37 protein-coding genes, 1 tRNA gene and 1 pseudogene are annotated in these 26,644 nt (G+C 71.8%); 6 read left to right on the top strand and 33 right to left on the bottom strand.

All coding sequences use genetic code 11. From position 1 onward, the window contains the following. Positions 1 to 13: 13 nt before the first annotated feature. Positions 14 to 844 carry a hypothetical protein gene (locus Q2K16_RS23330; protein WP_302740145.1) on the bottom strand — a complete coding sequence of 277 codons (831 nt, stop codon included), beginning with the start codon at positions 842 to 844 and terminating at the stop codon, positions 14 to 16. A gap of 112 nt (positions 845 to 956) precedes the next feature. Here Q2K16_RS23330 and Q2K16_RS23325 point away from each other — a divergent pair, with 112 nt between their 5' ends. Then, entirely contained in the window at positions 957 to 1,352 is a 396-nt protein-coding gene (locus Q2K16_RS23325; protein WP_302740144.1) for a hypothetical protein, read from the top strand. 162 nt (positions 1,353 to 1,514) lie between these two features. Here Q2K16_RS23325 and Q2K16_RS23320 read toward each other — a convergent pair whose 3' ends face one another. The 6 genes from Q2K16_RS23320 to Q2K16_RS23295 form a co-directional block, all read right to left on the bottom strand. After that, positions 1,515 to 3,350, bottom strand: a complete 1,836-nt coding sequence (locus tag Q2K16_RS23320; protein ID WP_302740143.1) for a phage minor capsid protein — start codon at positions 3,348 to 3,350, stop codon at positions 1,515 to 1,517. A gap of 3 nt (positions 3,351 to 3,353) precedes the next feature. Continuing rightward, positions 3,354 to 4,874, bottom strand: coding sequence for a phage portal protein (locus tag Q2K16_RS23315; RefSeq protein WP_302740142.1), 1,521 nt, complete (start codon positions 4,872 to 4,874; stop codon positions 3,354 to 3,356). 67 nt (positions 4,875 to 4,941) lie between these two features. Then, positions 4,942 to 5,154 (bottom strand): hypothetical protein, encoded by a 213-nt coding sequence (locus tag Q2K16_RS23310; RefSeq protein WP_302740141.1) that lies wholly within the window; start codon positions 5,152 to 5,154, stop codon positions 4,942 to 4,944. Positions 5,155 to 5,204: 50 nt separating this feature from the next. Next, positions 5,205 to 5,513 carry an MBT domain-containing protein gene (locus tag Q2K16_RS23305; protein ID WP_302740140.1) on the bottom strand — a complete coding sequence of 103 codons (309 nt, stop codon included), beginning with the start codon at positions 5,511 to 5,513 and terminating at the stop codon, positions 5,205 to 5,207. 15 nt (positions 5,514 to 5,528) lie between these two features. Beyond that, on the bottom strand, positions 5,529 to 6,824 hold the full coding sequence (locus Q2K16_RS23300) for a PBSX family phage terminase large subunit (RefSeq protein WP_302740139.1): 1,296 nt from the start codon (positions 6,822 to 6,824) through the stop codon (positions 5,529 to 5,531). Continuing rightward, positions 6,821 to 7,309: a helix-turn-helix domain-containing protein gene (locus tag Q2K16_RS23295; protein ID WP_302740138.1), complete on the bottom strand. Its 489-nt coding sequence runs from the start codon at positions 7,307 to 7,309 to the stop codon at positions 6,821 to 6,823. The genes Q2K16_RS23300 and Q2K16_RS23295 overlap by 4 nt, the downstream gene beginning before the upstream one ends. A 116-nt stretch (positions 7,310 to 7,425) precedes the next feature. On the opposite strand from Q2K16_RS23295, the gene Q2K16_RS23290 reads away from it, so the two are divergent. Next, positions 7,426 to 7,632 (top strand): hypothetical protein, encoded by a 207-nt coding sequence (locus tag Q2K16_RS23290; RefSeq protein ID WP_302740137.1) that lies wholly within the window; start codon positions 7,426 to 7,428, stop codon positions 7,630 to 7,632. 153 nt (positions 7,633 to 7,785) lie between these two features. Here Q2K16_RS23290 and Q2K16_RS23285 read toward each other — a convergent pair whose 3' ends face one another. The 21 genes from Q2K16_RS23285 to Q2K16_RS23185 all read right to left on the bottom strand — a co-directional run bounded on the left by Q2K16_RS23285 (position 7,786) and on the right by Q2K16_RS23185 (position 19,526). Continuing rightward, on the bottom strand, positions 7,786 to 8,028 hold the full coding sequence (locus Q2K16_RS23285; protein ID WP_302740136.1) for a hypothetical protein: 243 nt from the start codon (positions 8,026 to 8,028) through the stop codon (positions 7,786 to 7,788). A 13-nt stretch (positions 8,029 to 8,041) separates the two neighbouring features. Beyond that, on the bottom strand, positions 8,042 to 8,968 hold the full coding sequence (locus tag Q2K16_RS23280; RefSeq protein WP_302740135.1) for a hypothetical protein: 927 nt from the start codon (positions 8,966 to 8,968) through the stop codon (positions 8,042 to 8,044). A gap of 410 nt (positions 8,969 to 9,378) precedes the next feature. Further along, on the bottom strand, positions 9,379 to 9,771 hold the full coding sequence (locus tag Q2K16_RS23275; protein ID WP_302740134.1) for a PIN-like domain-containing protein: 393 nt from the start codon (positions 9,769 to 9,771) through the stop codon (positions 9,379 to 9,381). Between the two features lie 19 nt (positions 9,772 to 9,790). After that, on the bottom strand, positions 9,791 to 10,453 hold the full coding sequence (locus Q2K16_RS23270; protein ID WP_302740133.1) for a DUF433 domain-containing protein: 663 nt from the start codon (positions 10,451 to 10,453) through the stop codon (positions 9,791 to 9,793). A 116-nt stretch (positions 10,454 to 10,569) separates the two neighbouring features. After that, the gene (locus tag Q2K16_RS23265) at positions 10,570 to 11,214 is read right to left on the bottom strand and encodes a hypothetical protein (protein ID WP_302740132.1); all 645 of its coding nucleotides are present in this window, start codon (positions 11,212 to 11,214) and stop codon (positions 10,570 to 10,572) included. Then, positions 11,211 to 11,396 carry a hypothetical protein gene (locus Q2K16_RS23260; RefSeq protein WP_302740131.1) on the bottom strand — a complete coding sequence of 62 codons (186 nt, stop codon included), beginning with the start codon at positions 11,394 to 11,396 and terminating at the stop codon, positions 11,211 to 11,213. Before Q2K16_RS23260 ends, Q2K16_RS23265 begins: the two co-directional genes overlap by 4 nt. After that, positions 11,393 to 12,196 (bottom strand): hypothetical protein, encoded by an 804-nt coding sequence (locus tag Q2K16_RS23255; protein WP_302740130.1) that lies wholly within the window; start codon positions 12,194 to 12,196, stop codon positions 11,393 to 11,395. The genes Q2K16_RS23260 and Q2K16_RS23255 overlap by 4 nt, the downstream gene beginning before the upstream one ends. Positions 12,197 to 12,394: 198 nt before the next feature. Beyond that, on the bottom strand, positions 12,395 to 12,589 hold the full coding sequence (locus Q2K16_RS23250; protein ID WP_302740129.1) for a hypothetical protein: 195 nt from the start codon (positions 12,587 to 12,589) through the stop codon (positions 12,395 to 12,397). A 16-nt stretch (positions 12,590 to 12,605) separates the two neighbouring features. After that, complete coding sequence (locus Q2K16_RS23245) at positions 12,606 to 13,484, bottom strand: hypothetical protein (protein WP_302740128.1); 879 nt, start codon at positions 13,482 to 13,484, stop codon at positions 12,606 to 12,608. Positions 13,485 to 13,570: 86 nt separating this feature from the next. After that, positions 13,571 to 13,858 (bottom strand): hypothetical protein, encoded by a 288-nt coding sequence (locus Q2K16_RS23240; RefSeq protein ID WP_302740127.1) that lies wholly within the window; start codon positions 13,856 to 13,858, stop codon positions 13,571 to 13,573. Beyond that, positions 13,855 to 14,238 carry a hypothetical protein gene (locus tag Q2K16_RS23235; RefSeq protein ID WP_302740126.1) on the bottom strand — a complete coding sequence of 128 codons (384 nt, stop codon included), beginning with the start codon at positions 14,236 to 14,238 and terminating at the stop codon, positions 13,855 to 13,857. Before Q2K16_RS23235 ends, Q2K16_RS23240 begins: the two co-directional genes overlap by 4 nt. Then, positions 14,235 to 14,456, bottom strand: coding sequence for a hypothetical protein (locus Q2K16_RS23230; RefSeq protein ID WP_302740125.1), 222 nt, complete (start codon positions 14,454 to 14,456; stop codon positions 14,235 to 14,237). Before Q2K16_RS23230 ends, Q2K16_RS23235 begins: the two co-directional genes overlap by 4 nt. Beyond that, a complete protein-coding gene (locus tag Q2K16_RS23225; protein ID WP_302740124.1) occupies positions 14,456 to 14,770 on the bottom strand; it encodes a hypothetical protein in 315 nt (104 codons plus the stop codon). The genes Q2K16_RS23230 and Q2K16_RS23225 overlap by 1 nt, the downstream gene beginning before the upstream one ends. After that, on the bottom strand, positions 14,763 to 16,445 hold the full coding sequence (locus tag Q2K16_RS23220; RefSeq protein WP_302740123.1) for a UvrD-helicase domain-containing protein: 1,683 nt from the start codon (positions 16,443 to 16,445) through the stop codon (positions 14,763 to 14,765). The genes Q2K16_RS23225 and Q2K16_RS23220 overlap by 8 nt, the downstream gene beginning before the upstream one ends. After that, positions 16,442 to 17,551 carry a Rad52/Rad22 family DNA repair protein gene (locus Q2K16_RS23215; protein ID WP_302740122.1) on the bottom strand — a complete coding sequence of 370 codons (1,110 nt, stop codon included), beginning with the start codon at positions 17,549 to 17,551 and terminating at the stop codon, positions 16,442 to 16,444. The genes Q2K16_RS23220 and Q2K16_RS23215 overlap by 4 nt, the downstream gene beginning before the upstream one ends. Further along, positions 17,548 to 17,742, bottom strand: coding sequence for a hypothetical protein (locus Q2K16_RS23210; RefSeq protein WP_302740121.1), 195 nt, complete (start codon positions 17,740 to 17,742; stop codon positions 17,548 to 17,550). The genes Q2K16_RS23215 and Q2K16_RS23210 overlap by 4 nt, the downstream gene beginning before the upstream one ends. Further along, positions 17,739 to 17,915 (bottom strand): hypothetical protein, encoded by a 177-nt coding sequence (locus tag Q2K16_RS23205; RefSeq protein WP_302740120.1) that lies wholly within the window; start codon positions 17,913 to 17,915, stop codon positions 17,739 to 17,741. Before Q2K16_RS23205 ends, Q2K16_RS23210 begins: the two co-directional genes overlap by 4 nt. Next, positions 17,912 to 18,202, bottom strand: a complete 291-nt coding sequence (locus Q2K16_RS23200; protein ID WP_302740119.1) for a hypothetical protein — start codon at positions 18,200 to 18,202, stop codon at positions 17,912 to 17,914. Before Q2K16_RS23200 ends, Q2K16_RS23205 begins: the two co-directional genes overlap by 4 nt. Beyond that, entirely contained in the window at positions 18,199 to 18,348 is a 150-nt protein-coding gene (locus Q2K16_RS23195; RefSeq protein ID WP_302740117.1) for a hypothetical protein, read from the bottom strand. Before Q2K16_RS23195 ends, Q2K16_RS23200 begins: the two co-directional genes overlap by 4 nt. Positions 18,349 to 18,531: 183 nt before the next feature. Beyond that, a complete protein-coding gene (locus Q2K16_RS23190) occupies positions 18,532 to 19,173 on the bottom strand; it encodes a hypothetical protein (RefSeq protein ID WP_302740115.1) in 642 nt (213 codons plus the stop codon). A 74-nt stretch (positions 19,174 to 19,247) separates the two neighbouring features. Beyond that, positions 19,248 to 19,526 carry a helix-turn-helix domain-containing protein gene (locus Q2K16_RS23185; protein ID WP_302740114.1) on the bottom strand — a complete coding sequence of 93 codons (279 nt, stop codon included), beginning with the start codon at positions 19,524 to 19,526 and terminating at the stop codon, positions 19,248 to 19,250. Between the two features lie 99 nt (positions 19,527 to 19,625). Between Q2K16_RS23185 and Q2K16_RS23180 the strand changes: the two genes are divergently transcribed. Further along, positions 19,626 to 20,132, top strand: a complete 507-nt coding sequence (locus Q2K16_RS23180) for a helix-turn-helix domain-containing protein (protein WP_302740113.1) — start codon at positions 19,626 to 19,628, stop codon at positions 20,130 to 20,132. A 7-nt stretch (positions 20,133 to 20,139) separates the two neighbouring features. Continuing rightward, positions 20,140 to 21,624: a tyrosine-type recombinase/integrase gene (locus Q2K16_RS23175; protein ID WP_302740111.1), complete on the top strand. Its 1,485-nt coding sequence runs from the start codon at positions 20,140 to 20,142 to the stop codon at positions 21,622 to 21,624. A gap of 71 nt (positions 21,625 to 21,695) precedes the next feature. Here the strand turns inward: Q2K16_RS23175 and Q2K16_RS23170 are convergent. Then, positions 21,696 to 21,769: transfer RNA gene (locus tag Q2K16_RS23170), tRNA-Thr, on the bottom strand. 122 nt (positions 21,770 to 21,891) lie between these two features. On the opposite strand from Q2K16_RS23170, the pseudogene Q2K16_RS23165 reads away from it, so the two are divergent. Continuing rightward, a pseudogene (locus Q2K16_RS23165) lies at positions 21,892 to 23,645 on the top strand (metallophosphoesterase family protein). Between the two features lie 162 nt (positions 23,646 to 23,807). Here Q2K16_RS23165 and Q2K16_RS23160 read toward each other — a convergent pair. Next, positions 23,808 to 24,287 (bottom strand): MarR family winged helix-turn-helix transcriptional regulator, encoded by a 480-nt coding sequence (locus Q2K16_RS23160; protein WP_302740110.1) that lies wholly within the window; start codon positions 24,285 to 24,287, stop codon positions 23,808 to 23,810. 60 nt (positions 24,288 to 24,347) lie between these two features. On the opposite strand from Q2K16_RS23160, the gene Q2K16_RS23155 reads away from it, so the two are divergent. Then, positions 24,348 to 24,716: a VOC family protein gene (locus Q2K16_RS23155; protein ID WP_302740108.1), complete on the top strand. Its 369-nt coding sequence runs from the start codon at positions 24,348 to 24,350 to the stop codon at positions 24,714 to 24,716. A 31-nt stretch (positions 24,717 to 24,747) separates the two neighbouring features. Here the strand turns inward: Q2K16_RS23155 and Q2K16_RS23150 are convergent, their stop codons facing one another. The 3 genes from Q2K16_RS23150 to Q2K16_RS23140 form a co-directional block, all read right to left on the bottom strand. Next, a complete protein-coding gene (locus tag Q2K16_RS23150; RefSeq protein WP_302740107.1) occupies positions 24,748 to 25,608 on the bottom strand; it encodes a PSP1 domain-containing protein in 861 nt (286 codons plus the stop codon). A gap of 74 nt (positions 25,609 to 25,682) precedes the next feature. After that, entirely contained in the window at positions 25,683 to 26,339 is a 657-nt protein-coding gene (locus Q2K16_RS23145; protein ID WP_302740105.1) for a hypothetical protein, read from the bottom strand. Continuing rightward, the gene (locus tag Q2K16_RS23140) at positions 26,339 to 26,644 is read right to left on the bottom strand and encodes a hypothetical protein (RefSeq protein WP_145917506.1); all 306 of its coding nucleotides are present in this window, start codon (positions 26,642 to 26,644) and stop codon (positions 26,339 to 26,341) included. Before Q2K16_RS23140 ends, Q2K16_RS23145 begins: the two co-directional genes overlap by 1 nt.

Raw genomic sequence — 26,644 nt, 5'->3', positions numbered from 1 at the left:
GACTCCTATGGGTTCAGGTTTGCTGGCTGTAGGCGTGTCGGAGCCGGTCGATGCCGGTCCCGACGTGTTGGGTTGCGCCGCCGGCCGGTCCGCCGCTGAAGTCGCCTCCGGAGCGCGCCGGTCCGGCGGGCTGCTGCGGCAGCGCCATGGGCGGGGACGGCGGCGTGCCCTGGCCCTGCGGCCCCTGTCCGTCGCCGGCTGGGGCGGCGGGTGCCGCCATCCACGGGTTCGCGGTCAGGACGGCCTGGATGGTCCATGTCAGCCGCTGCGCGTAGTCCGGGGCCGCCGGGTTGAGCTGGGCCGCGGCCTGCTGCCAGGCCAGCGACCCGACCAGGGCCTGCGGGTTGACGCCCAACTGCGGGGCGAGCGCCCACGCCTGCTGGGATACGGACGCGACCTTGAGTTGCGTGGTGTGCTGCTGGTCGCGGGCCCGGAGCCGCTCGATTTCCTCCCGCGCGCCCTTCGGCAGGCGGGTGAAGTCGTAGCCCTGGCCGTCGTCGCCGCCGTCGGCCGGTGCCGGCGGTGGCGGGTAGGCGGCCGGCAGCACCGGGTACCCCTGGCCCGGCTGGGCCTGCGGGTACGGCTGCTGCGGGGCGTGCGGCTGCTGGGGTGCCGGCTGGGTCGGCGGCTGACCGGGCACCTGCGGCTGCTGGAGCCACGCCGGTCCGGCGGGCTGCGGCTGCTGCGGGGGCGCGGTGGGCGGCGCGTAGCCGGGCCAGGCCTGCGGGGTGTACGGAGCCGGCTGCGCGGGCGGCTGGCTGGGCGGCTGCTGGGCGGGCTGCCCCTGGGGGACGGTCGGCGCAGCGGGCGGCGCAGTCTGCGGCTGCTGGGCGGGCTGGGTCATCGGTGAGCCTCCGGCTCGTGTCGGATTGGTGACCGGCGGCCCTTGCCGCCGGGCTGTACCGTGCCCGGGTCATCACCTACGGGAGGCATCTATGAGGGCACGTCACATCTGGGTGGTCGCCGCGCTGGTCGGCGCACTGGCGGGTTGCGGGAGTAGCGAGGACGCCCCGCAAGCAGCTCCGACGACGCCGGGCGGTCTCAGCTCCGAGGCGATCGAGAAGGCCGAGGAAGCGGCCGGTATCCCGCCGAAGCCGGACCAGAAGACGGCGGAGGCGTACCTTGCCGCACTACGAAAGATCGATCCCGAGATCGTTGGTGACAAGGACCCTGACCGGATCATCGACCGAGGGCGCGACCAGTGCAGCACCATCAAGGGCTTTCCCGACGACCAGGCCAAGGTGATCATGTTCGTGAACACGAGGTTCACCAGCCCCGATCATCCGGACGGGTTCGGTGACGCCAAGGCGAAGAAGATCAACGAGGTGGTGAAGAAGTACATCTGCCCGTGAGCAGGTCAGGAATCTCGGTCGTCCTTCGAGGCAGGGCCTACGCCGGGCGGTAGGGGTCGGGTCGGGTCGACCGGCGGGCGGTAGTCGTACTCCTGCGGCTCGTCCGGGGCGGCCTGGCGCTCCCTGGCCGACGTCGGCCGCTCCTGTCGGTCACGCCTGCCATCAGCCACGGAGCACCTCCACGTCCACACGACGCTTGCCGTCGATCACTCCATGGTCGCGGACGACCCGGTACCGGGTGCCCCGTGCGAGCAGGATCTCGGCCTCTGCCTCTGATCCGCCGTCCTCGCCGCCGAGGTCGGACACCCGCACGGCACCGGTGCCTCGGGGGACGAGGATGCGCATGATGATGCCGACCCGAGAGCCGGCGAACTCGGCGGCGACGGTTGGGTCGGCCGTCACCGAGCTGTAGGCCAGCTCGGTCCATTCCCAGCCCGTGACGTCGGCGGTAGCCCAGTCGTTGCCGAAGGCGTCCGTGGGTCGGAAGCCCCGCTCGACGACGATGTCGGTGATGAGCCGGGACCGGCTGAGCGCGTCGTCTAGGCCGGCCCGCAGCTCGGCGGCGCGCTCCGGCAGCGGCGAGACTCGCTGCCGCAGCGCCTTGTTGACGATCTGGAAGCCAGACCCCTGGTAGGAGCGGACGGCGTCTCCGGCGGCCTGCTGACCAGGCCAGGCGTCCCCGCCGGTCAGGCGGCCGGTGCGCGGGTCCAGGCGTAGCGGTGCCGCATCGAGCGCGCCCTGGCCGGTACGTGCCCTGCCGGCGCGGTCGTCCCACGCCTTGCGCGCCGCCTCGGCGGGGTCGACGGTCGGCGCGGGCGAGGCCGGGCGCGGCCGAGGCGTAGCCGGGGCAGCCGCAACGGGCGACTTCGGCGGGATGTTGCCCGCGCCGATCTGCTCCCGGTACGGCAAGCGCTTCAGCTCCGGGTTCGCGGCGAGGTGGTCACGCATCGCGCCCTGCCACTGGCGGGTCTTGACCTTCGCGCCGGCCGCCGCCTCGGGGGTCAACGCCGACGTCTCCCGCTCCTTCCACCTCCGGATCTGCCGCTCGATGGCCCTCTGCCGCTCCTTGGCCTCGTAGCCGCGCGGGTTGGCCGTGGGGCGCGCCGGTCGGCGGGTCGCCCCGGGCAGGTAGGAGCGCAGCGAGTGCGTGCAGTTCGGGTGCTGGAGACCCGCCGCCCGCGCCTCGGCCACGCTGCCGGCGATGTCCACCGTCACCGTGCCCGACCCGACCATCCTGGGCATCTCCACCCGGCCACGCTGGGCGCCGGAGATGGACAGCACCTTGCCCTCCCACGGCCGGCACCGCTCGCACTCCCGGGGCGAGTCCGACACGATCACCGTGTCCACGCCGAGCGTGGTCAGCCGGTCGGTCTGGCCCTGCACGGCGGCCCGCTGGGTGACGGTGCGGGCACCCATCTCGACGTAGCTGGAGAGTCGCCAGCGCCGGCCACCCTGGTCGACGAACGACGTCACACCCTGGTCGACGAACCGTTGGTACGCCCACTGGCTGGCCTGCCGGCGGGTCATCCCGCCCGCCACCGACACGGCGGACGCCTGCGCGATCGTCTGCCGGTACACGTCCAGCACCCGGCGCAGCACCGCGCTGTGCTTGGCGCTGATGTCCGCCACCAGCGCACCGGCCAGCGACTCCACCACGCTCAGCCGCGGTACGGTCTGCACCGCCCTGGCCAGGTCCGGAGCATCCCGCAGCAGCGTCGCCGGCAGGTCCCGGGTCGCGATGCCCTGCCCGGTGCGGTACGCGGCAGCGAGCATCTCCCCGACCAGGTTCGGGGCGCGGCCGGCGACCAGGGCGAGAATCCGCTCCGTGGACTCCCGCAGGGAGCCCAGGGCGGCGAGCCGGGTCACCGCCCAGTCGGGGGCGTCCTGGCCGGCAGCCAGACGGCGGGTCACCTCGGCGAGGATGGCCTGCTCTGCGCTCCGGTACAGGTCGACTGCACCCCGGGTGACGTCCTCGATCTGCTCGCCGGTCAGCGCCACGGGCTACTCCTCGACCGGCGGGGGCTCCCCGGTGCCCGGGTTGTTGCCGGCCAGCGCGCCCAGCGCACCTCCGACCTCGATCGGCGCCGGAGCGTCGCCCTTGATCCGGTCCACCTCGGTCTGAATCTCGGTGTCGTCCCAGTCGGGATACTGCTTCTTGACTTTCATCCAGGTGGAGATGGCCTCGGCGGCGTGCAGCAGTTGCAGGGTGCGTGCCTGCTTCTCCGGATCTTCGGAGACGGTGTCACCGAAGTCGATCTGCGGAACTTCGGGTGTGACGGGGGTGTTGAAGATCGTCGCATCGACCATGAGCAGGGTTTCGAGGATCTCCCCGAGCGCCGGCCGCCAGTGAATGATCTTCGCATCGCGGCCCACCCACGATTCGCTGCGCCGCGCCCCGACCTCCGTGGCCGTTATCGCCTGACCGCCGGAGTCCGCCATGCCGAACGACTCCGCCGAGTAGCCGGCGGTCTCGACGATGCTACGGGTGATCTGCTCGGCGATACGAAGGTGCTGCTCCACCCGGATGTCCGGCTGCACCAGCTCCAGGTTCAGACCCCGGTCGTCGTCGCTGAGCGTCTTCAGCCCGTAGAGGATCTCCTTCGCGGCGTCAAAGGCGGCACCCTTGCCGGGGCCGAGCGACGTCAGGTATTCCTCCGGCACGTACAGACGGGCGACGCCGAGGCGGAGGTCTCGCATCAGGCTCGACCAGGTTTCGTCGAGGCCGTCGAGGAGTCCCTCCACCCCGTCATAGTCAGAGCGGCCGAGGTCGACGGCGGCCGGGATATCCGCCCAGATGCGGGTGGGGGTGACGTTGGGGACGTAGACGGCGGTGAGTCGTCCCCGGACTGTGGGCACGGCCGCGATACGGCCGGACCACTGGACGCCCTCCAGCGACTTCAGCCAGGCGGCGTCCGGCCAGCCTCCGACGTCGACCAGTTCACCGAGCTGGTCCGGGGTGCCGTTGTAGACGCCGTGCCAGATCACGCCCTGTTCGTGGCGTTCCAGGTACCGCACGACCGCGTTGTTGCTGCGTTCCAGCTCCTTCCACACGGTCAGCGCGGTGAGCACACCCCAGCGGAACTCGGGTACGGCCGAGGCGGCGTCGACCCGGGCGATCCACGGCCGGGGGCGCAGCGAGCGGTCCCAGACGATCCGCAGGTAGGTACCGCTCTTCGCCGATGCGGTCTCGGCCGCGCCGAGGAGGGCTGCGTGCGCGCCGTCGTCGACCAGCTCGTCCAGGCGGGCCTGCGTCTCGGGGTTGGTCGCGGTGAGCGTCGGTGGCTCGGAGAACAGGAGCCGGGCGGAGGTCTGGGCGATGTCGGCGGCCAGCGGTACGTGCAGCTTCGCGCGTCGCTCGCCCTCCGGCACCGGCTCGCCCCACCACCAGCGGGCGGCCCGTCCGAGCACCCCGCCGCGGTACTGGCTGGGCCGGTTGCGCGGCCGGGAACGGTCGTACACGGAGGCCAGGGCGTCAGGCTGGCCCGAGTACCAGGCCGTCCACTCCTCGATCTTCGCGTACACCGGGGCAAGGTCCCGGGGCGGCCACGGCTGCCGAGAGTCGGAGGGCAGCGGCATCGTGCGGTCCCTCCTACTCGGTGGGCGGGGTTACGGCCAGGCCGAAGACGGGGATCGGGCCGGCGAAGACGAGCCACACGTGACCGCCCGCGGCGAGCTTCTCCAGGTCGCCGGGTTCCAACTCGCAGCGCACCATGGCGCGCTCGAAGCCGCCGTCCACGAGGCCGTCGAAGAGCGCTTCAACGGGGGCGATGTCGGGGCTGGGTCCAGCGATGATGCCCTTCATCGAGCCTGGGTGGGCGGCGACCTGTTCGTCCGGGATCGTGGTGGGGCGCATCAGACACGCGGCGGCCAGCACCAGGTGCCCGGCGGGATCGTGCCGCCGGAGGGCTCGTGCCCGTCTGCGGGCTCGCCCCGCTTCCGGGAGGTCACCCAGTGCTGCTGGGTGCCGTCGAGCTGGACGACCAGGTTGGCGGTGCCGGAGGCCTCGTCGAAGACGGCGGTGATCGTCGCCGGGTAGACCTGGCCGGCGCTGACCGGGTTACGGTGCTTCTGGACGGCGATTGTGTCGCGGCCGGCGTTGATGGCCGCGACGTCGGCGTCACTCAGCCGGTAGTGGACGATGCGGCCGATGGTGGGCTTCATGGAGGTTCCCTTCGGTTAGGCGGCGATCTGGAGGCCAGGGCGGACGATCGGCCGCCACACGGTCCGCGGCGTGTGGACGACGTACCGGGAGGCGTCGATGCCGTGGTCGGCGACCTTGATGGGCTTGTCCTCGCCCCGCTCGGCGGCCTTGTCGTCCCAGCAGTAGCCGGGGATCTCCAGCAGTAGGTCCCGGCACGACTCGTGCACGTCGAGCAGGTTCAGCGCGAACAGGGTGCTGAGGGTGCTGATGCCGGGCAGGACGTTGTTGTCGGCCAGCCGCGCGGACACCCCGTCGTTGTGGAGCTGCACCCGGAAGTTCGCCGCCGACGGGTCGACGATCGTGTACTCCGGGGCGACGCCGGTCAGGTCGGAGCGGGGAACCGGCACGGTGGACAGCCACTGGCGCAGCTCGCGGGAGTACTCCGCGTCGGAGAGCTGCCGGCGCTTCTGCGCCGAGTCCCACCGCCACTCCCGGGTGATGTGCAGCCGGCGGTCGGCACCCAGACCGAGGACGACGGCGTGGAACGGATTCCGGGTGCCGTGGTCCACGCCGAGGCCGATCCACCGGGAGATGGCCGGCAGGTCGGAGGTGACGTGGCGCTTCTCGTCGAACATGTCGAAGATCGCGCCCTCAGCGGGCACCCAGAGGCCCTGGATGTACCGCTTGAAGAACAGGCCCACGTACTGCCGCTTCAGGCTCTCGACGAAGTCCGGGGACAGGTGCGGGTTGTCGTCGAGGGTGAAGGAGAAGCGGTGCAGGTCAACCGGGTCTGAAGCGTGCCCGGTGGAGGTGCTGCCGTCGTGGCCGATCCACAGGGCCGAGCGGTCGAGCCAGTTGCGCTTGAGCCAGTGCACCGGGCCGGCCGGGTTGCAGGTGCCGAAGAACTGGGCGCCCGGGATGCTGAGCCGGGTGCCGAGCATGTCCCAGAACGGCTCCGGCCAGGTGGCGATCTCGTCGCCGTATGCGCCGGCCAGGGTGAGTCCCTGGATCTTCTCGACGGCGCGGATGTCGTTGGCACCGGCGGTGTAGATGCGCCGGCCGAACAGGTGCAGCTCGCCAGCCCCGGCGAGGTATCGGCAGCGCCGGCTGCCGACCATCTCGATGATCGGGTCGATGACGTTGCGCTTCAGGCTGCGTTCGGTCTTGCCGACCATGACAAGGTTGCCGGCGGGTCCCCGGCGGACGTACTGCATCCATCGGAAGGTGCTCGCGACCGTCTTGGACGACCGGACCGCGCCTTCCCACACGTTGAAGCGGGCGGTGGAGAACCGCACTGACCGCTGCGCCTTGCCGGTGAGCGGGCGGATCATTCGTCCTCGTCCCCGCCGCCGGTCATCGCTGCGAGCCAGGCGTCTACGCCGGACACCGAGGCATCGGCCTTGTCGTATTCGTCGAGCTTCACGGCCCGGTCGACAGCGATACCGACGGACGACAGGATCCTTTGCTTGTCGGCGAAGGTCGGCTCCTTGAGGGTCCAGTCGACCCGGAAGTACTCCTTGCCGCCGTGGTCAACGTAGCTGGCCTGCTCCCAGAGCTGCTGACGGAGCCGTGCGGCGTCGTCGAGCAGGTCCAGGGCGAGCGCGGCCCGCTTCGCCTTGGCGTCAGCTACCCGAGCCTCCGTGGCGACCTTGGTCTGCGTCCGGTCGAATGTCAGGCCCAGCTCGACGGCGATCTCCGAGATGGTCTTGCCGGAGCGGCGAAGCTGCCGGCCGATGGCGTTGCGGCTGAGTCCTTCGGCGTGCAGTGCACGGACGCGGTCGTAGTCGTCCTGGGTGACGGGACGGCCTCGGGGCATGGGTCACCTCGCTGCGGCCTCGGCCGATCAGGAGTCGGGAATAGACGCTGAGCGACGGCAGTTGATCAACCTGCACATCCGGCGACGTCGCCGGCCACCTAGGAGGAATTCGTACAGTGACCAGCTCCGAAAGCGCTCCGGGCGTCATCGTCCAACGCGCTACCAACAAGATCGACCGCCACCCCACCGCCCTGAAGTTCTACGTGAAGGACGGGCACCTCTTCGTGCAGAGCCACAGCGATGACATCGCCGTCTACGCCCCGAGCGAGTGGAGGCGCGCCAAGCACGGCGACGCCGAGTCGTGGGAGCAGCCGAACTCCTGAGCGGGGGTGCACGGGCAGGCCGGCGCCGCACCGACCTGCCCGCTCTCCCCGCGCTCGCGTGCCCCGTTCCTGGACACGCAACAGCCCGGCGGGACCTGGGGGTCGACCGGCCGGGCTGCGGGCACACTCCGCCTGTAGCGGTGAGTGATCAAATCATGCGGTGAGGACCGAGGCGGCGTCAAGCTGACGCGGCCGTCCGCGTGGCGTACGTCGCTTGGCGGCTTCGATTGCGGCGGCCTCGTCGAGCGGGTGGTAGACAGTACGGCCGACCCGGTGGGCGGTGAGGCCGTCGCGCTGGTGCCAGTTGCGGACCATGGCCACCGAGACGTCGGAGCCGAGGCGTGCGGCGATTTCGGCGGCGGTGCCGTACTCGCGGCCGTTGACCCAGATCGTCACCCGTCCAACATAGTCAGGAGACGTCCGGGTTGATCAGATCCTCCGTAGTCACGACGACGGGCGTGGCCTTGCCCAACTTGCTTGCGGTCGCCTTCGGCGGCAGCGCCCGCACCCCGACGAGGTACACCCGGACGCCTGACATGTCCACGTAGGGGAAGGAGACACCCTTGGACTCGTCGGTGGGGAACTGGAGCGGGCGCCCTGAGATATTGAATACCACCAGGTAGGCGACGCTCTTCTGGTAGTCCTGGGCGTACTGGACGATCTGGTTGTACCCCTTGGCGAGGTAGCCCTTACTCCGGGATCCAGCGTCGAAGATCTTCCCGTCACAGATCAGGGCATCGTCCGAGTCGACCTCGCCAATGATGTCCGCTTCGCCAGACGCTGACCGCGGCTTGGCGTGCGTAACGTAGTTCCCCTCCAAGTACAGGAACCGCTGGAGGTCCAGGTTGTAGACCTCCTCGCCGTTGCGGGTGTCCTGCTGGAAGCGCGCGTAGAGCTCTTCACGGTCGAACCACTCCACCCGGCGGACGTAGCGTTCGAGAACGTAGAGCACGCTGCTCTCTTCCCCGACGCGCTCGCTGAGGTAGTCGAAGAACGGGGCGAGGGCCACCTCCACGAACTTCCGCCACCCGTCGTTGAGGTTGCGTTCCCCCGTGGCGAAGGCCATGTGAGGGACTGCTCGGCCGTTGCTGCCGTGCTTGGCGTCATCGTCAGCGATGTGCTGCATGAGACGCCACACCAGAACCGCCCGGCCCTCTTCGGTACTGGTAGGCCAGGCCAGGTCCCGGTTGTTCAGGCCAGACAGGAAGCTGGCGAAGTCAATGTCGGGCTCGACCTGTTCAGCCTCGGCGATCGCCGCACGCAAGGCCGGCTGCTTCTTCACCCACTCCACGACCAGCCGCGTCTCGTGTCCGGCAAGGCCGTAGTCCTGCGTCAAGATCCGACGCAGGCGCTCGCGGAGCGCAACCTGAAGATCTTGCTGATGCCTCATCTGGTCCAGCCCTTCAACGCTCGGTCGAGCATTCGCTCAAGGGTGCTCCCCAGGGTTTGCATCTGGCCGCTGCTGTCGAGGAGATGAAGCCGGAGTCGGCAGCAGGGGCACGTCACGGTGCACTGGGCGATGACCTCGGAGAAGCGGATCCAGACCGGGTAGCCGCATTCCGGGCAGTCGACCTCGTGATCGCCGTGCAGAATCTGGCTGGCCAGAGAGGGAGACACAAGAGGCATCATCCGCCCGTGCCGGGGGTTGAGGCCAGTCGACCACGTGCGGCGCGCCGAAGGCGTCATTATGATGCTCCGCAAATCGGTCTAATCGGGCTCATATGCGGGGCGGCCTGACCACTTCCGCTATCGACGTCGGCGCCTTAGCGTTGCCACCCGCTGCTCGTAGCTGATCACTCCGTCGAGATGGAGCCAGTACACGTTGGGCTGCCTAGCCGAGGCCAGCGCGCAAATCTTGGCCAGGTTGAACTGCACCAGCTCAATGATCTGGGGTCGCGGGACATCCCCGGGAAACAGGAACATGTGGATCCGGGCGTCCAGCAGGGCCTGTAGCTCCATCTCCCTCTTCAGGATGTTCTGGTCCCGACCGAAGACCACCCACCCCTTGGCACCAATGACAGGCAGCCAGTCCTCGTCGTCGAGCCCATCGTCCAGGCGGGTTCGGCCGAACACGGACGCAGGACTGTGTACCTGGTAGCCGAGGTCGGCGATGAACCGACGCAGAGTCCGGCCGTGCATGTTCTCGTCGATGTAGAACTCAGGCGGCGCGGCCCAGGAGGATGCGTGCGGCGGCTCGGGCTGCGCTGATGTCGATGCCGAACTCGTCCGCGACTGTCTCAGCGCTCTCACCCGCCTTCATCATCCCGGCGATATCCGCTACCCGGGTCCCGGTCGCCGCGAGGATCGGCTGGCCAAAGGATCGGCGCACGTCCACGATCACCTTCGAGGGCTGCCAGTTCGCCAGCGTCAGTTGCCTCGGCAGGCCGTCGCTGCCGAACGCGATGTACTGCATGTGCTCAGCCACGATCTCCTTGATCACATGCTGGCCGGTGTTGCCCACGATCAGTCCCTCACCGGCACGGCTCCTGCTGAAGTCCCAGAGCACGTCGATGCCGTCGGTGGCGAGTTCGGGCGCGACAAGGACGTACTCCTGGCCGAACTCTCGCTGAAGCTCGTTGAGTGCTGGCCGGATCTTTCGCGGCTGCACGCCTGCAGTGCGGAGCGCCTCAAGTACGTGCGCCTCGGCGAGGGCGATGAACGTCACCGGCAGCGTGTCCCGGTCGTTGCCGACGACGTGCAGCAGGGGGCCGCCCCGTTCGTACCCGCGCGCCCAGCGGTGGAAGGTTTGCTGCGGCACGCGAAGATGACGTGCGGCATGGGCGAGGTTGAGAATGCCTTGCGTAAATCGGGCATCATTCACTTTCCTCCCCCTTTCCGTACGTCGATCTCTGTTGCCAGCATCGCATAGTCAGTCCGCTGAACGCATCAGTGCATCGTCCACCGATCGAGTGAACCGCTGGACGATTGAAAGCAGCGTCAGTTCCGCGCCAGATGTCCGGTGAGCACCTCGCTGCGGGGCCAGATGTGCACCGGGCCCTCGACCGCGCCAGGCTGCTCGCACCGGCAGCCCTGGCCGACGCACCGGCATGGCTTGCCGCACACCACGGTCCAGGCGTGCTCGGGGCCGGCTATCTGGACGTAGACGAGGCGGTGGCGGCAGGCCGGGCACTCCACACCGGGCAGGGGCTCGCGGTCGGGTCCGATGCGGAGTTCGCGGCGTACCCGCTCGTCGAGCTTGCTGAGCAGGGTGGTGAGGGTGGCGGCGGTGCCGGGCTGCATGCCTGGGATTGCAACCTGGACGCGGTGCAGCGGGTTGATGCCGCCGGTCGGTGGCAGGTGGTGGGCGACTGCGGCGAGGCGCTCCAGGACGTCGTGGTGAAGGTTGGCGTAGCGGTTGGGTCGGGCTCCGGCGCGGGCGGTGAGGACAGCGTCGCCGGTGGGGTCGCCGTGGCCGCCGAGGGCGGTGCGGCGGCCCCAGCTGGCGGAGCGGAGGGGCTCGCGGACGGCGGCCTGCTCGGCGCGGATGGCGCGGGCCTCGAGTTCGGCCTGGGCGCCGAGCTGGTCCAGGGCGAACTCGAGGGAGAGCGTGGCGGCGCGGGCGTGCAGGTAGTGCGGGGTCACGGGCGGGTCCTCCGGCGGAGCAGGTGCGGGATGGGCTGGGCGACGAACACGGCGGCGACCGCGACGAGGACGGCGGCGGCCGGGTCGCCCCAGGCGCTGCGGGCTGCGGCGAGTGCGAGGGTGGCGGCCGCCCCCGCCACCACGGCGATGGCGAGGGCGGCCAGCAGACGGCGCCGGGTCACGGGGTGGCCCGATCGGGCTCGTCGAGACCGGTCTGGTCCTCGGTGGCGCACGTCCAGCAGCGGGCGTCCTCACCCAGGCCGACGGTGCGCGGGTAGGTGGAGCCGCAACAGGGGCATCGTCCGCCGGGCCCGACCAGGCCGGCGTCGATGATGGCGCGGACCGCGATCTCGGAGGCGCGACCCGTGCCGAGGACCGACCAGGGGGCCTCCAGTGCCTCCCGGACCGCGTCGATGGCCCGCTGCTCCCAGTCGGCGGGCCGGATCGGCTCCGGGGCACCCAGGGCCCGCAGCACCTGGGAGAGCGCGGCGGCTGCCGTCGGACCGTCGGCCGGGTCGACCACCGCCGAGACGGCCACGTCGCCGGACCTGAGCGCGCCGAGGCCGTCCTTGTGCAGGGCGGTGACGACGACCTCGTAGCCGGCCGGCGAACCCTGTGCGCGGGTCGGGCCGGAACCGGGGGACGCGCTGGACTCGCCCTCGGTGCGGTCGAGCTGGATGCGCAGTTCGCGGATCGCCTCCAGGGCCTGGGTGAGCTGGCCGGCGGTGGACAGCTCGGCCCGGAGCGGCATGCGGTCCTGGGACTGGGTGGTCACGGCGGGGTCCTCCTGGTCGGGCCAGCCGACGGTGACCACGGCGTCGCGAATCTGCCGCCGGAGGGCGATCAGGGCGGCCTCGTCGAGGTGCGGGTAGCCGCGGTTGTGGAAGTGGCCGCGAAGGGTGCTGTTGTCGATGTCGCGGGCGAGGTCAGCCATGAGGGTGGCGAGGTGCTGGCGGGCTTCAGCGGGGGTCAGGTCGGCCATGGCGGCGGGTCTCCTCGATGTCTTCGCGGATCTGGCGGCAGCGGGTGCGCCAGGCGGCGGGGCTGGGTGGCCATGCGCCGCCTCAGGGGTCTTCGGGGTCGACGGCGGGCGGGGGTGGGACGTGGGCTTGGGCGCGGGCGATGGCGGCTTGTGCGGAGGCTCTGGCGCGCTTCATGCCGGGCGTCAGGTGCCGGGCGGTCATGCGGCCTGCATTCGGCGACGACGAGCCCGGCCGGCGGCGGCCCGGCGGCGGGCGACACGCGCCTGCTCGTACTCGGCGGGGTCAACCAGGTCCCCATCCGGGATGTCCTTGACGGCGGGCACCAGGGGCTCCGGGGGGATGCCGACCATGCGGTTGAGGGCGTCGGAGTGCTGGGGGGCGGGGCGGTCCACGGTGCTCCTTCCGGGGTCAGGCGCTGCGGGCTGCGGCGAGTGCGAGGGGGTGGCAGGTGGGGCAGCGGCGGATTCGGCCGTCGAGTTCGATCTGCCGGTTCGGGCCGCACCGGTCGCACTTGGGCGGGAGGTTGTCGACGGGCTTGCGGTCGACGCGGATCTCGTCGAGCAGCTCGGTGAGGTCGGCGTCGGACATCGCGCGGATGTAGCCGCCGAGGTTCCGGGGCCGGTACCGGGTTTTGATCGTCTGGATCAGGAGTTGGCTTTCGTCGTCTGTCGCGCCGGTTCGCGTGATCAGGTGAGCGATGGTGGGTGGCTGCTGAGGGATGACGGTCTCGGTCACGGACGGAGAGGGCGGGCGCTGAGCGACGGATTCCGTTGTTTTCCGCCCCCCTTGCGTCGTTGAGCGCCCGCCTTCGGTCGTTGAGCGCCCTCCTTCTTGAGTAGGAGGGCGTACGCGCCCGCCTTCCTGACCTCGGGTTTCATCGGAAGGTGGGCTGTCGCGCCCGCCTTCCTGCACGTCATCCACAGCGCTGTCCACAGCCGGTTCGTCCTGGAATCGGCAGTCGCCGCAGCCGCACCCGGGCGGCGGCGGGAACACCGGGAGCTGGTAGCGGGGCACCTGTCCCCGGTAGGCGTAGACCGGGTTACCGGCCCGGTCCGTGCCGAGAGCAATCCGGACCTCGATTTCTCGGTCCTTGAGGCGGCGAAGGGCGGCGCGAACCTTGCTCGGGTCCAGGCCGCCCGTGCGGCGGCACAAGGACTCGGTGTCAAGTTCGCACTTCCTGGCCACCGTCGAGCGGATCTCTTCGGCGATCGCAACCAGGACGAGGCGCTCTGCTGCGGTCATCGGGGGCGCGTGGTCGAGCACCTCCTGGACCAGCTGGTACGCCACTTACGCCTCCGGGGGTTCTGTGCATCGGATCGGGTGGTTCGGGTGCCGGCCCCGGGCGGCGGGGAAGTGCCGCCCGGGGCCGGCGGTCAGCGGGGCTCGGCGTCGGGGAAGCAGGCGTCCTCGGTGCACGCCTGCGCACCCATGTGGTCGGCCCAGCCGGCGGAGAGCAGCCGGCATTCGTCGTCGTCCGGCGCGCACGCGGCCACCGGCACGGCAGACCGCTGCTCGATGCCGAACACGAACACCCCGTTGAGCCGGTCGTCGGTCGTGGGGCGGTGGGCGACGGAGCCCTCACCGAAGGGCAGCCGGACGGCGACGGACGCGCCGCCCTGGGTCAGGTCCTTGGGCAGGCGGGGCAGGGTCTTGGTGGTCATGCGGCTCGGGTCTCCTCGATCGCGGGGATGGTGGTCGTGCTCTGCCGCGCGCGGTGGCGGCGGTAGTAGTCGGCCCAGTAGCGGCGCCGGTCTTGCCGCCACGCCCGCACCTGCGGGACATGGCACCGGCGGCACAGGACGGTGGTGCGGCGCGGGTCCGGCCGCTTGTCGTCGGGGTAGCCGCACTGGCAGATCGGGGCGATGCCACCCCGCTCCAGGTAGGCGATGCCGGCGCGGATGACACCGGCCTCCCCTGCCGTCGTGTCGGCCGCGCAGGTGGCCAGGGCGGGGCAGGCGCGGCAGATGGCGAGGGCGAGGCGGTTGCCGTCGTCGCCGAGGTCCCACCAGTCGGCCGGGAGGGTGCTGCACAGGCCGGTCACTGGTCGCCGCCGATTCGGCGGAGGTGCTCGGCCTGGGCGGCGGCGGTATCCGGCTCGTCGTGCCGGGGGTGCCGCCGCGGCACACCGCACACGCACAGCCACCGCTGCGGGTCCGCCGGGTCGGGGGTACCGACGTCGGCCCGGTAGACGCACGGGGTCAGCCGGGACTTGACGGTCTGCTTCGCCCGGCGAGGGCGCGGGCGGGCACGGCGGGCCATCACGCGCCCCCGTCCGGGTCGGCCGGCCAGTGCGCGTCGTCGGCGGTCGGCCGCCCGTAGCCGAGGGCCTCCAGCTCCGCCAGGGCCAGCGCGAGCAGGCCGGCCCGGTGGTGGCAGCGGAGCCGGATCACCTGGTCGGCGGCCCACGGGCCGGGGCACGGCCGGGCCGGCGGGCAGTCGTGGGCGTCGCGGTGGTCCCGGACGAGCTGGACCAGGTCCCGCAGCTCGGCCAGGTGCTGGTCGGCGGCGGCGGTGAGGGCCGGGTGGCCCCCGGGGGCCGGCGTACCGGCCCCCGGGGTGTGCTGCTCAGCCACGGGGTGCCCCCGCGGGGACCGGGGCCGGCCACGAGTCGCGCAGGGACGGGGTGCACAGCCAGCAGCAGGCGCGATGCTCGTCCGCCCGCATGCGGTCCGGGCCGTCCGGGGTGGTGTCCAGCACGGTGTCCGCCGCCAGGGGGTCCGGGGCGTCCGGCAGGATCGCGTGCTCCGGGACCGGCCGGGCCGGCGCGACGGCGGCCGGCGGCGGGACCGGGGCGGGCCGGGTGAACCAGTCGACCCAGGCCAGGCCGAGCCGGTCGAGCGTCACCCGGGCCCGGGTCACCGCCACGTACGCGAGCATCAGCTCGTCCGGGACCAGCTTCGCCCGTCGCGTCACCGGGTCGATCCGGGGCTCGCGGAAGTCCCCGGCGATCCGAACCCGGTCCCACTCCCGGCCCTTCGCCTTGTGCGCCGTCGAGATCACCACGTCAGCGGACGGCTCGGCGACCAGGCTGTTGACGACCTGGATGATCTGCGTGGGTCCGTAGTCGTCGATCAGCTTGACCAGCACCTGGAGGTTGCCGGAGGCGTCGTCCTGGGCGGCGTGCTCCCGCACCTGGTCCCACGTCTTGAAGGCCACCAGTTCGGGGTGGGAGGTGGCGCTGCCGTCGATCAGCTCCCGGGCCGCCTCGGCGAGCCGCTTGATGTCGTCTCCCCCACCAACCAGCGCCGGCCGGCGGCCGGTCGCGGCGGCGTGCATCACCTGGGCGATGGCGCCCGCGTTGGAGCGGCACAGGATCGCGTCCGGGTCGCCGAGGATCGGCTCGACGGTGGACCGGGCCGGCGGGAAACCGCGCAGCCGCAGCGGGGCGTCGAGCAGGTCGAGCCACTTGTTGGCCTCGGCGGCGATCTCCGGGCCGAACCGGAACGACTGGCTGAGGGTGAGTCGCTGGTCGGCCTCGAACTTGGCCATGGCGTCGATCGCGCCCCGGAACCCGTAGATCGCCTGCGCCGAGTCGCCGACCATGATCCGCTGGGCGTGGGTCTGGAAGTGGAACAGCGACGCCATGACGGGGCTCAGGTCCTGGGCCTCGTCCAGCAGCACGTAGTCCACGGGGATGCGCGGCCGGGACAGCTGGTAGAGCTTCAGGTACACGTCGTGGGTGAACTTCAGCCGGCCACCGGTGGTGAGCTGGAGGTCGTCCCACGCCTTGCGGGCGTAGGGCACCAGGTACTGGCCGAGGGCCCGGTTGTCGGCCCGGGAGTAGCCGTCGACCCGGGGACCGTGTTGCATGCCCGGCTCGTCGTCGGCCGAGTTGAGGAACCGGCCGACCAGTTCCATGACCAGTCGGGCCAGGGTGGTTGGCGCGAGGGGTGCCAGCTCCCCGGCGATCTGCACGGGGCTGTTGAAGCCGAGGAACTCGGCGACCTGGCGGGCCGGCACCCGGGGGCCGTTGAGGCGGTCCCGGTAGTGCCGGCCGACCGGCCCGAACGCCAGGGAGTGCGCGGTGCGGCAGTCCACGGCCGGCGGGAAGTCGGCGCGGGCCGACACCGCGAGGGCCTTGTTGTACGCGACGTAGAGGCCCTTGCGGTGGGGCTGCGTCTGCGCGGCCATCTTCAGGGTGCTGCTCTTGCCGCAGCCGGCGCCGGCCTGGGTGACGATCGTCGGCCGGTCGGCGGACCGGAAGGCGTCGATGACCTGCTGCTGCTCGTCGGTGGGCTTGTGGCTCATGCGGTCGCTCCGATCGGCTGGCGGCGCTGCCGCTGCTGGCCCTCCAGGGCCCGGATGATCTGTTCGATGTCTTTCGCGTCGGTCACCTCGGACATGGAGGTCACCTCGCGGCCGAGAACGCGGGCGGCGATGGTGCGGCGCTGCTGCTGGTTGGCGGGGCCGTCGTATCCGAGGTCCCGGAACAGGGCGAAGAGCCGCTTGCGGCGCCGGTCGGAGAGGTCGTCGCCCGAAGCCGCGGGCATCTTCGGGTCCAGCTCCTTCGCTCGGCGCTCCATGAGCACCGAAAGCTGCTCGTCGTCACCGTGCTCGTTGGTGACCCGCTTGGCGGCGACGGCCGGGTGTTCGCTGAGCAGCTTCGTGGCGGCCTTGCGGATGCCGTCGGCGGTGCGGTCCGGCTTCAGCGTCCAGTCCCGGACCCCGACGGCGGTCGGCGCGGGCCGCGGCTCGGCAGCCGGCGGCGAGGACACCGGACGCTCGGGCTGCGCCGGCTCCTGGTGCTCGTCGACGGCGGCCGGCGCGGTGCCGGGCTCCGGCTGCACCGGGGCGTCCTCGGCGGGCAACTGCGCCGGCTCGACCGCAGCCGTCCCGGCCGGGCCGACCAGCGACCGATTCACCGTCGCCCCGATACCGCCGCCGTTGTAGAGCGACAGGCCGAAGCAGTCGCCGAGGTTGACCGCGCACCGCTTCAGCGCCTGCGACAGCGCGGTCTTGGAGGCGTTGTCGTGGCAGTCACCCACGCTGGGCTGATTGGTCGAGTCGCCGCACGCGCCGTCCTCGAGGACGACCTTCCCCCCGAACTGGTCGTACACGGTGAGCCGGACCTGAGCCCGGTAGACGACGGTCCAGATGGTCTTGTCGTTCGACCCGCCGTTGCGGTACTTGATCGTGCCCGGCGCGATCTCCAACTCCTTGACGAGGTCCAGGGCGATGGTCTCGACGTCGAAGCAGCCGAAACCGAAGACGCGGATCAGCCAACGGCGGACGTCCCACGCCTCCAGGTGGGAGAAGCCCTTCGGGTTCTTCCCGACGCGGTTGCCGTCGAGGGGCATCGTGAGGCGTTCGTACTGCTCGGGGGTGAGCTGGAAGCGGGGTCGCAGGGCGTTCACCGCTGCTGCTCCTCTCGGGTGTCGGTCAGGGCGCGGACGGCGGCGGTGTCGATCGGCGCAGTCGACGCCAGCGCGGTCAGACCGCCGGTCGGCACGGTGGGGCGGAGTCCGTCGACCCACTGCTCGATCTCGTCGGGCTGGTCGGCGGCGGCCCGCCGGGTGATGGCGGCGAGCACCTGCCGGGGGCTCACCGGTTGCCGTCCCGGTGGCGGCCGGTGTAGCCGGCGGGCGCGGTGTCGGCCGGGGCCGGCTCCAGACTCGTCGACGGGCGGCGGACGGCCGGGAGGATGGTGGTGGGCAGGTCGCGGTGGTCGGCGTCGGGCCGGCGCAGGGCCGTCAACTGGCGGTACGAGGTGACGCTCATCTCGGGTACTCCCGCTCGTGAGTCATGGGCAGGGCGTCGAGGTCGGCGAGCATCGCGGCGGTCGCCGACGGCCGGGTCCGGTACTGCACGTCCAGCTCGTCCCGCAGGGCCTCGATGCGCTCCTGCTTGTGCCGGATCTGGATCTGCCGGACGCGCAGCCGGTCGGCCTGGCGGTGGGCGATGTGGGCCCAGCGGTCGGCGTCGCGGGCGTCGATGCGCCAGAGGGCGCAGACGCCGACGAGGACCGCGATCAGGCCGAGGACGGCGAGGGTCAGCCAGGTGATCACGCGACACCGCCCAGCGCCTGGTCCCGCAGCGGCACCAGGCCGGGGGCGTGCACCGGCAGCACCACGACCGAGCCCCAGTCCGGCAGCGCGTACTCGCCGTCGCCCCGGGCGATGGACGCCCAGTACGCGCACGACCCGTCGTGCATCTCGCCGGGCAGGTGCCCGCAGTACTCGCCGACGATGGTGACCGCGCCCGCGATCGGCGTCGGCCGGCCAGACCGGTGCCGGCGCGACGTCCGGACCGGTCCGGCCGCCGGTGCCCGGGAACGGGCCCAGGGGGCGGGTCGGCGCGTGGTCCGGGACCGGGTCCGGCGTCGGGTCGGCCGCGCTCACCGGGTGCTGCCCTGCTGCGACTCCAGCTCGGCGACCCGCGCCCGGAGCCGCTCCAACTCGCCGCGCGGCTCCGGGTGGGTCTGCGCCCTGACGTGCAGCTCCTCAAACCGCTCCCCGAGGCGCAGGGTGCGCTTGACGTGCGGGATGCCGCTGGTGGTGTCGACCTTGACCGTGCTGTCCAGGTAGGCGGCCCACCGGTCCAGGTCGGCCCGGTTGTCGAGCACACCAAGGCTCAGCCCGGTGTCGTCGGCGATCGGCAGGTCCAGGCGGGCGATGTCGTCGACGATGCGGTGCAGCTCGGCCGTGAGCCGGTCGCGGACGGTCAGCGGCGAGTCGGACGGCCCCGGGATGGACTCCCGCAGCGCCCGTACCTCGTCCGCGAAGTCGGCCAGGGCCTGCCCATCGGCCGGGGAGTAGGCGGCGTTGGCGCGCTCGTCCATCTGGCCGGCGAGTTGGCCCAACTGCCGGCGGAACTGCCGGCGGTCGGCGTACAGCCGGTCGACCAGGTCCGACGCCTCGTCGTGCATCTGGTGGGCCCGGTCGGCGTCGGCGCGAGCGTTCGCCAGGATCGCGGCCATGGTCGGGCTGACCGACTCGGCCGGCGGGGTGGTCGTGTCGGGTAGGGTCTGGGACTGCATCGGGACTCCTTGCTGATGGGTTGATGTCCTGGTGGAGCCCTCGCGCCGTGGCAGCGGCCGGGGGCTCGCGCGTGTCAGGCGGCGATTGCCACGCGGGGGTCGCCGTTCCGGGCGGCCCGCGCCTTCTGCTTCTGGCGCTCGATGTACGCCTCGACCGATTCGCGCAGCACCATCCGGGTGCCGCCGACGTAGATCGCTTCCAGCTCGTCCTCGGCGATCAGCCGGGACACGGTCTGGCGGTTGATGCCGCCGAGGACGTGGCCGGCAGCCGGGAGGCGCAGCACAAGGGGTTCGATCTGGACGACGACGGCAGCCGGCGGGGTGCCGACTTCGGCTCTCTCAGTGCCATGCATGGCAATGACGATAGCGCCCATGTTGAGCTATTGCCAACTATGGCAACGCTCGTACTTTCGGTCACTCTGCTCGGGGCCGGTTGGCCCTAGGCTGTCGCCATGTCTCTCGTCGATATCCGCCCAGTACCGCTTCCCGCGCATCCCGGGCTAACGAGCCGCATGCGGCAATCGAGCCGCGTTCGGCAACCTAGTACCGAATCCGGCACCTATGGTGAGATCGTGCCGCCGACTAGCAACGACCCGCGCGTCCGCCTGTTCGGCGGCTTCATCAAGCGCGCTCTCGATGAAGCCCGCGGCAGGGGCTTGAGCATCGAGGACATCGAGCGGCTGACCAGCGTCGGCAGAGCAACGTTCTATCGCTGGTCACGCTCCGAGAGCCCGAACCCGCAGCGGGAGAAGGTGCTTGCTTTCTGCGAGGGCCTCGGCATCCCCGCACACACCGCCTCACAGATCCTTGGCTGGGATGGCAGCCGACAGCCGACCGAGCCTGAGCCGATCGTTGAGCCCGACATTCGCGCGATCATGCGCAAGCTCAACGACCCCAACGTCACGGCCGCGGAGAAGACCGTTATCCGAGCAACGCTGAGGCACCTCGCCAAGGAGTGATGCAGCCGTGCCACGACAGCCCAACCGTCGCCCGTCGATCTACCTGGGCAGCGACGGGCTGTACCACTGCTGGGTGACCCTCGGGACGAAGCCGAACGGCAAGCCTGACCGCAAGCACCGCAAGGGCCGGACCGCCACCGAGGTGGCCGCGAAGGTCGACGAGCTGCTGGAGCGGGCCAAGCGCGGGCACGGCGTACCGCAGAAGATCGAGACGGTCGAGCAATGGCTGACGCACTGGCTGGAGCACGTCATCAAGCCACGCCGGGCCTACGGCACGTACACCGCCTACCGGGCGCTGATCAACAACTACGCCATCCCGCACATCGGGGCCTGGAAGCTCGACGGGAACAACCGCCGCCTGGAGCCGGAGCACCTCGACGCGATGTACACGGCGATGGCCGCGACGAAGGTCGTGCGGGGCAGCCGCGGCAAAGACCGGGCGCCGCTGATGGCTGCCGCCACCATCCACAAGACGCACCGGATGCTGTCCGTCGCTTTCAAGGCCGCAGTCCGCCGGGGCAAGGCCGCCCGCAACGTGTGCGACCTCATCGACCCGCCCAGCTACCGCGCCAAGAAGGTCGCCGCCCTCACCCTGGCCGAAACTGAGGCGGTCATCCGCGAGGCGCTCCAGGATGAGATGGCGGCCCGCTGGCTACTCGGCCTGCTGATGGGACCGCGGCAGGGAGAGACGCTGGGGATCCGCTGGCCCCGGGTGCACCTCGACCCGCCGGCCGGGGAGGAGCCGTGCGTCGAGCTGGAGACGCAGCTGCAGCGGCGGGCGTGGCAGCACGGCTGCGACGATCCGGTGGCGTGCACGGAGGGCAAGCACCGCACCGAGGCGTGCAGGCCGCCGTGGGAGCACGGCTGCAAGTCGCCGGCCGCCTGCCGGCCCCGGCCGCACTTGTGCCCGTCCCGGTGCCCGGGGAAGGGCTGTGCCCGGCACACCCGACCATGTCCCCCGCTGTGCCCGCCGGGCTGCACCGGCCACGCCCGCCGCTGCCCTCGGCGGGTCGGCGGCGGCATCGTCGAGGTCGACCTCAAGACCGAGAAGTCGGTCCGGCCGCTGGCGCTACCGGCGGTGCTCGTGGAGCTGCTGCGCCGGCACCGGGAGCGGCAGCAGCAGCAGTTCCGCACCCTCGGCCTGGAGTGGGCGGCGGAGGGGCTGGTCTTCACCTCACCGTGGGGTCGGCGGCTGGACGCCGGCCAGGACCACCAGGCGTGGGAGGCCCTGCTCTGCCGCGCCGGGGTGGCCGACGCGAAGTTGCACGCTGCCCGGCACACCGCCGGCACCATGCTGATCGCCTCCGGCGCGGACATCAGCGTGGTCCAGGAGGTGCTCGGCCATACCCAGATCTCGACGTCGCGGATCTACGTGGACGTGGCGAAGAAGACGCAGCGGGAGGCGGTCGACCGGGCGGTGTCGGCGCTGATGGACGGCAACCTCGCGGCGCTACTGCAACCGAAGGGCGCAACCCAGACCCCTCCGGGCTGATCTCCCCGAGCGTAGAGAAAGGCCCCGTGACCGAGGCGTTGAGCCTGGTCACGGGGCCTTTCGGTTACCCGAGCCGCCTGACGGAATCGAACCGTCGACCTACGCATTACGAGTGCGTCGCTCTAGCCGACTGAGCTAAGGCGGCAACGACCGCCAAGTGTACGGTACGACCCCCGACGGGACCGAGGGGGTTCCCCGGCCGGAGGACCCGGACATCAAGGGACATCGGTGTCGGGCGGGAGGGCTAGGCTGCCCGGGTGAGCGACGATCCCGCCACCCCCGAGCGCCCCGCCACCCCGGGCGGCCCCGGAACGGACCCGGACGCCGAGCACGCCCCCGGGGAGCGGGCCGTGCGCAGGCCACGCGGCACCGATCCGGTGGAGCTGGGCTTCACGCCCCGCAAACCGGTCCCCTGGCTGGCGCCGTTCCTGCTGATCAGCACCGGCATCCGGACCCTGCTGGCGATGCTGTTCGGGGCGTACCTGGACAAGCGGGAGTTGCAGAACGCGCTCGACGCCAGGATCGGCACGCAGGTCGGCCCCGACGGTGGGCTCTGGCTGGACTACGTGGCCGACCTGGGCGACGGCTTCGACGCCACGTACTCGGTGGCGTACCTGCTGGCCCAGCCGGAGCTGACCGTGGACGGGCACCGGCTCCCCCGGGCGCAGACCCTGGTGATGGGGGGCGACCAGGTCTATCCGTCGGCGGCCTACGAGGCGTACGAGGACCGGTGCAAGGGGCCGTACCAGGCGGCGCTGCCGGTGGCACCGCCGCAGCGGCCGATGCTGTTCGCCGTGCCCGGCAACCATGACTGGTACGACGGGCTGACCGCGTTCCTGCGGCTGTTCGTCCGCTCCCGGGACCGCAACTTCGGCGGCTGGGGCACCGGCCAGTCCCGGTCGTACTTCGCGGTGGAACTGCCGGCCGGGTGGTGGCTGCTCGGCCTGGACGACCAGTCGGGGTCCTACCTGGACGATCCACAGCTGTCGTACTTCGACGAGGTGGCCCGCCGGCTCGGCCCGGAGTCCCGGGTGATCCTGGCGGTGCCGGCGCCGACCTGGGTGAAGTCCGTCGATCATCCCACCGCGTACGACTCGATCGACTACTTCGTCCGGACGATCATCGCGCCTACCGGCGCGCACGTGCGGCTGCTGGTCTCCGGCGACCTGCACCACTACGCCCGGTACGCCGGCCCGGAACGCCAGTTGATCACCTGCGGCGGGGGCGGGGCGTACCTGTATCCGACGCACACCCTGCCCGAACGGATCGAGGTGCCGCCGAAGGACACCCTGTCCCGCCGGGCCAGCCGCACCCGCGCGTACGACCTGGTGGCCCGGTTCCCGGACGCGGCCCGCTCCCGCCGCTACGGCTGGGGGATCTTCCACCGGCTGCCCCGGCGCAACCCGGGTTTCGGGACCCTGCTCGGCACCCTGCACACGCTGCTGATGCTCGCCATGGCCGGGGTCGCAGGGAACCGTACCGGCACCGAGCAGCGGTTGTTCAGCGTCCCGCTGGTGATCATGTTGGGGGTGACGCTGCTCGGCGCGGCCTTCTTCGCCAAGCCGCCCAGCGCCGGCGGGAAACGGCACGTCCGGCACTGGCTGCTCGGCATCGGTCACGGCCTGGCGCACGTGGCACTCGCGGTCGCCGGCACGTGGGCCTGGCTGCACCTGCCGTTCTACCACTGGCCGTGGCCGCTGCCGGCGGTCGCCGCCGCCGTGGTCTACGGCCCGGTGATCGGGCTGGCCGCCACCCAACTGGTGGCCGGATACCTGCTCGTGGCGGGAGCCTTCGGGGTCAACGTCAACGAGCTCTTCGCCGGGCAGGGCATCGAGGACTCGAAGTCGTTCCTGCGGATGCGCATCGACCCGGACGGCACGTTGACCGTCTATCCGATCGCCGTCGACCGGGTCTGCCACGACTGGCAGCTCAACCCCGACCAGGCCCCCACCGCCTCCTGGCTGACCCCCCGCACCCCGCTGACCCCCCGCCTCGCCGAACCCCCGGTAACCCTCACCTGACTTCCCGGCCACACCCGGACCACACCCCGGCACGGACCCCGCCGCGCCGCCCGCGCCCCACCCGACCACCCACCACCCGCTGCCCGCCGCCTCCGCCGCCCGCCGAAGTTGACCAAGAAGTTCGCGTCACCCGCCGTGCCCACACTGACGCAAACCTCTTGATCAACCCCGGTCGCCGGCGGGGGGCGGCGGCGCGGGCGGGGAGGCCAGGGAGTGGATCATCGACTTGAGGGCGTGGAACGCGGCTGAGCGCTCGGGGCCGGTCATGCCGGAGAGCATTCTGACCTCGACGGAACGGACCGCCGCGCTCGCCCGCTCCAGGCTGCGTCGACCGCTCGGCGTGAGTCGCGTGGGCAGCGCCTTGCCGACGGGTGCCGCCGCCGGCCTTACCACGTAGCCCTCCCGTTCCAGATTCTGGAGCAGCACGTTCATCGTCTGCCGGGTCACGAACGCGCCCCGCGCGAGTTCGGAGTTCGACATGCCCGGCCGCTGCGCCAGCAGTTCGAGGCAGGCGTAGTGCGTCACACCCATCCCGAGTGGTCGCAGCACCTCCTCCATGGCCGCCCGCAGGGCGCTCGACGCCTCCTTCAGCAGGTAACCCAGGGACGTCTCCAGGTCGATGCCGGCATCAGCTTGACTCATGTCAGCATTCTGACATAGCTTGTGCATGTCAGGAACCTGACATTACTGAAGGAGTATCGCATGCCCGTCACCGGCCCCGACTTCATCTCGTTCCAGACCCGCGACCTCGCCGCCTCGCAGGCGTTCTACGAGCGCTACCTCGGCCTCGTCCGCTCGCCGGCCGGGCCGCCGCACGCCGTCGTCTTCGCCACCACACCGATCGCGTTCGCCCTGCGCGACGTCGTCCCCGGCACCGATCTCGCCTCCGCCGCCCGGCCCGGCATCGGTGCCGCGATCTGGCTCCACGCCACGGACGTACAGGCCATCCACGACGCGCTCGTCACCGACGGGCACACCATCGTCTCCGCGCCGGTCGACGGGCCCTTCGGCCGGACGTTCACCTTCGCCGACCCCGACGGCTACCAGGTCACCCTGCACGACCGCGCCTGACGGGCCGGGCCCGACACCCGTGAACCGTCGGTCAGTGCGCGGCCCCTCCGGGGCCGGCCGGGCCACGGCTCTCGTAGGCGCTCCGGGAGCCGCAGACGTCCGCGCGGGAGCACAAGGAGCGCGAGCCGTCGGCATCCAGGCGGACGGTCACCGCGTCCCTCGGGACGCTGTGGCCGACCACCCGGCCGTCCCCCTCGGGCGTGCTGACCCGGCTGCCGATCGCCGGGGCCGACTCGGTGAACCTGGCGTACAGCGGGTGCTCGTACTTCAGGCAGCACATCAGCCGGCCGCAGGCGCCCGAGATCCGCAGCGGGTTCAACGGGAGATCCTGGTCCTTGGCCATCCGGATGGTCACCGGCTCGAAGTCGTTGAGGAAGGTGGCGCAGCACAGGTCCCGGCCGCAGGAACCGATGCCACCCTGCACCCGCGCCGAGTCCCGGGCGGAGAGCTGCCGCAGCTCCACCCGGCAGTGCAGGGTCGCGCCCAGGTCCCGGACCAGCGAGCGGAAGTCCACCCGGTGCGGGGCGGTGAAGTAGACGGTCGTCCGGTCCCCGGCACCCTCGGCGGCGGCGAGGACGTGGTCCACGGCGACCACCTTCATCGGCAGACCGTGCTCCCGGATCAGCCGCTTCGCCGCCACCTTCGCCTCGGCCTTGCGCCGCCGCAGCAGTTCGTCGCGGCGCAGGTCGTCGTCACCGGCCATCCCGGCCAGCTTCGGGAAGCCGTCGGTCTCCTCGGAGACCCACTGCGCCGCCCAGACGCACTCCGCCACCTCGGGGCCGTCGTCGGTGGGGACGAGCACCCGGTCACCGACCTGCGGGCTGAACTCCCCCGGGTCGAGGTAGTAGAGCCGCCCGTACCGGTTGAAGCTGACCGCGCAGAGCATGCCCATGCGTTCAGCCTACGACGGATCGACGGAACCGGTCAGGGCGCGACGGACGGGCCCCCGCCGGGTCGGTAGGTCCATCAGCCGATCCGCACCGGGCCGCCGTGGTACGACGGCCCGCCGGTCGGCCGCCAGGTCGACTCGGCGAGGCTGGGCGACCACTGACGCAGCAGTGTCTCCGCCCCGTCGTAGGCCACCCCGAGCACCGAGAGCACCCGGGTGGCGATCTCGGCCGCCGCAGCCGCCCCGGCGGGCCCGGCACCCGCCCCGGCCGCCGCCCGGACCCGGACTGCCTCGGTGGAGCCGAGCACCTCGGCCAGCACCCGGGCCACCGCCAACCGGCTGCCCTCCACCCAGTCGGCCAGCGCGTCGGCGTAACCGGCGGTGGACTCCAGCCGGCCCACCAGGCTCTCCGGGCCCTCGTCCAGGTGGCGCAGCAGGGCGGTACGGGCCTCGTCGTAGGACGCCCCGGCCGGGCCCGACCAGACACCCGGGTCGGTGAGGGCGGCGCACGCGTCGTCGTACCCCCGCACGAGACGGCGCACGGCGTGGCCGGCGGTCGCCAGCGGCGCGGGATGCAGGTCGAGGAAGGCGCGCAGGGCCTCCCCCGGCAGCAGTTGCATCCGGCGCAGCAGCGGCCAGACCGGGTGCGCCTCGGGCGCACCGGCGGCGAGCAGCGTGTCGACCCGGGCGAGCAGGTCCAGGCCCGGTTCGGCGAGCCGGTCCAGCGGGTCCATCACGCCTCCCCGGCCAGCCGGCGGCGGGCGGCCTCGTCGGTGGACGTGTAGCGGTCGGCGGCGCTGCGGACGGCCGACGCGGCGGCGGCCAGCCGGGCGGCGGCGGCACCCGCCTCGCGGGCCCGCCCGTCGGTGGCGGTCGTCCACTGCCGGTGCAGGGCCCGGCCGACCTCGCCGGGACGACCGGCGGCGTGCGCACCGAACGCCGGGTGCGGCGGGTCGGTGGCGGTGACCGTACGGGACAGCGCGGCGAGGGTGGCGCTGGCCTCGTCGAGGCGGTCGGCGAGGGCGCGCAGGGCGTCCAT

This window comes from Micromonospora cynarisoli (genome assembly GCF_030518815.1).
In the GTDB taxonomy this organism is placed as follows: Bacteria; Actinomycetota; Actinomycetes; order Mycobacteriales; family Micromonosporaceae; genus Micromonospora; species Micromonospora wenchangensis.
Note: the sequence above shows the minus strand (reverse complement) of the source record. Positions and strands in the feature narration are given on the sequence as shown.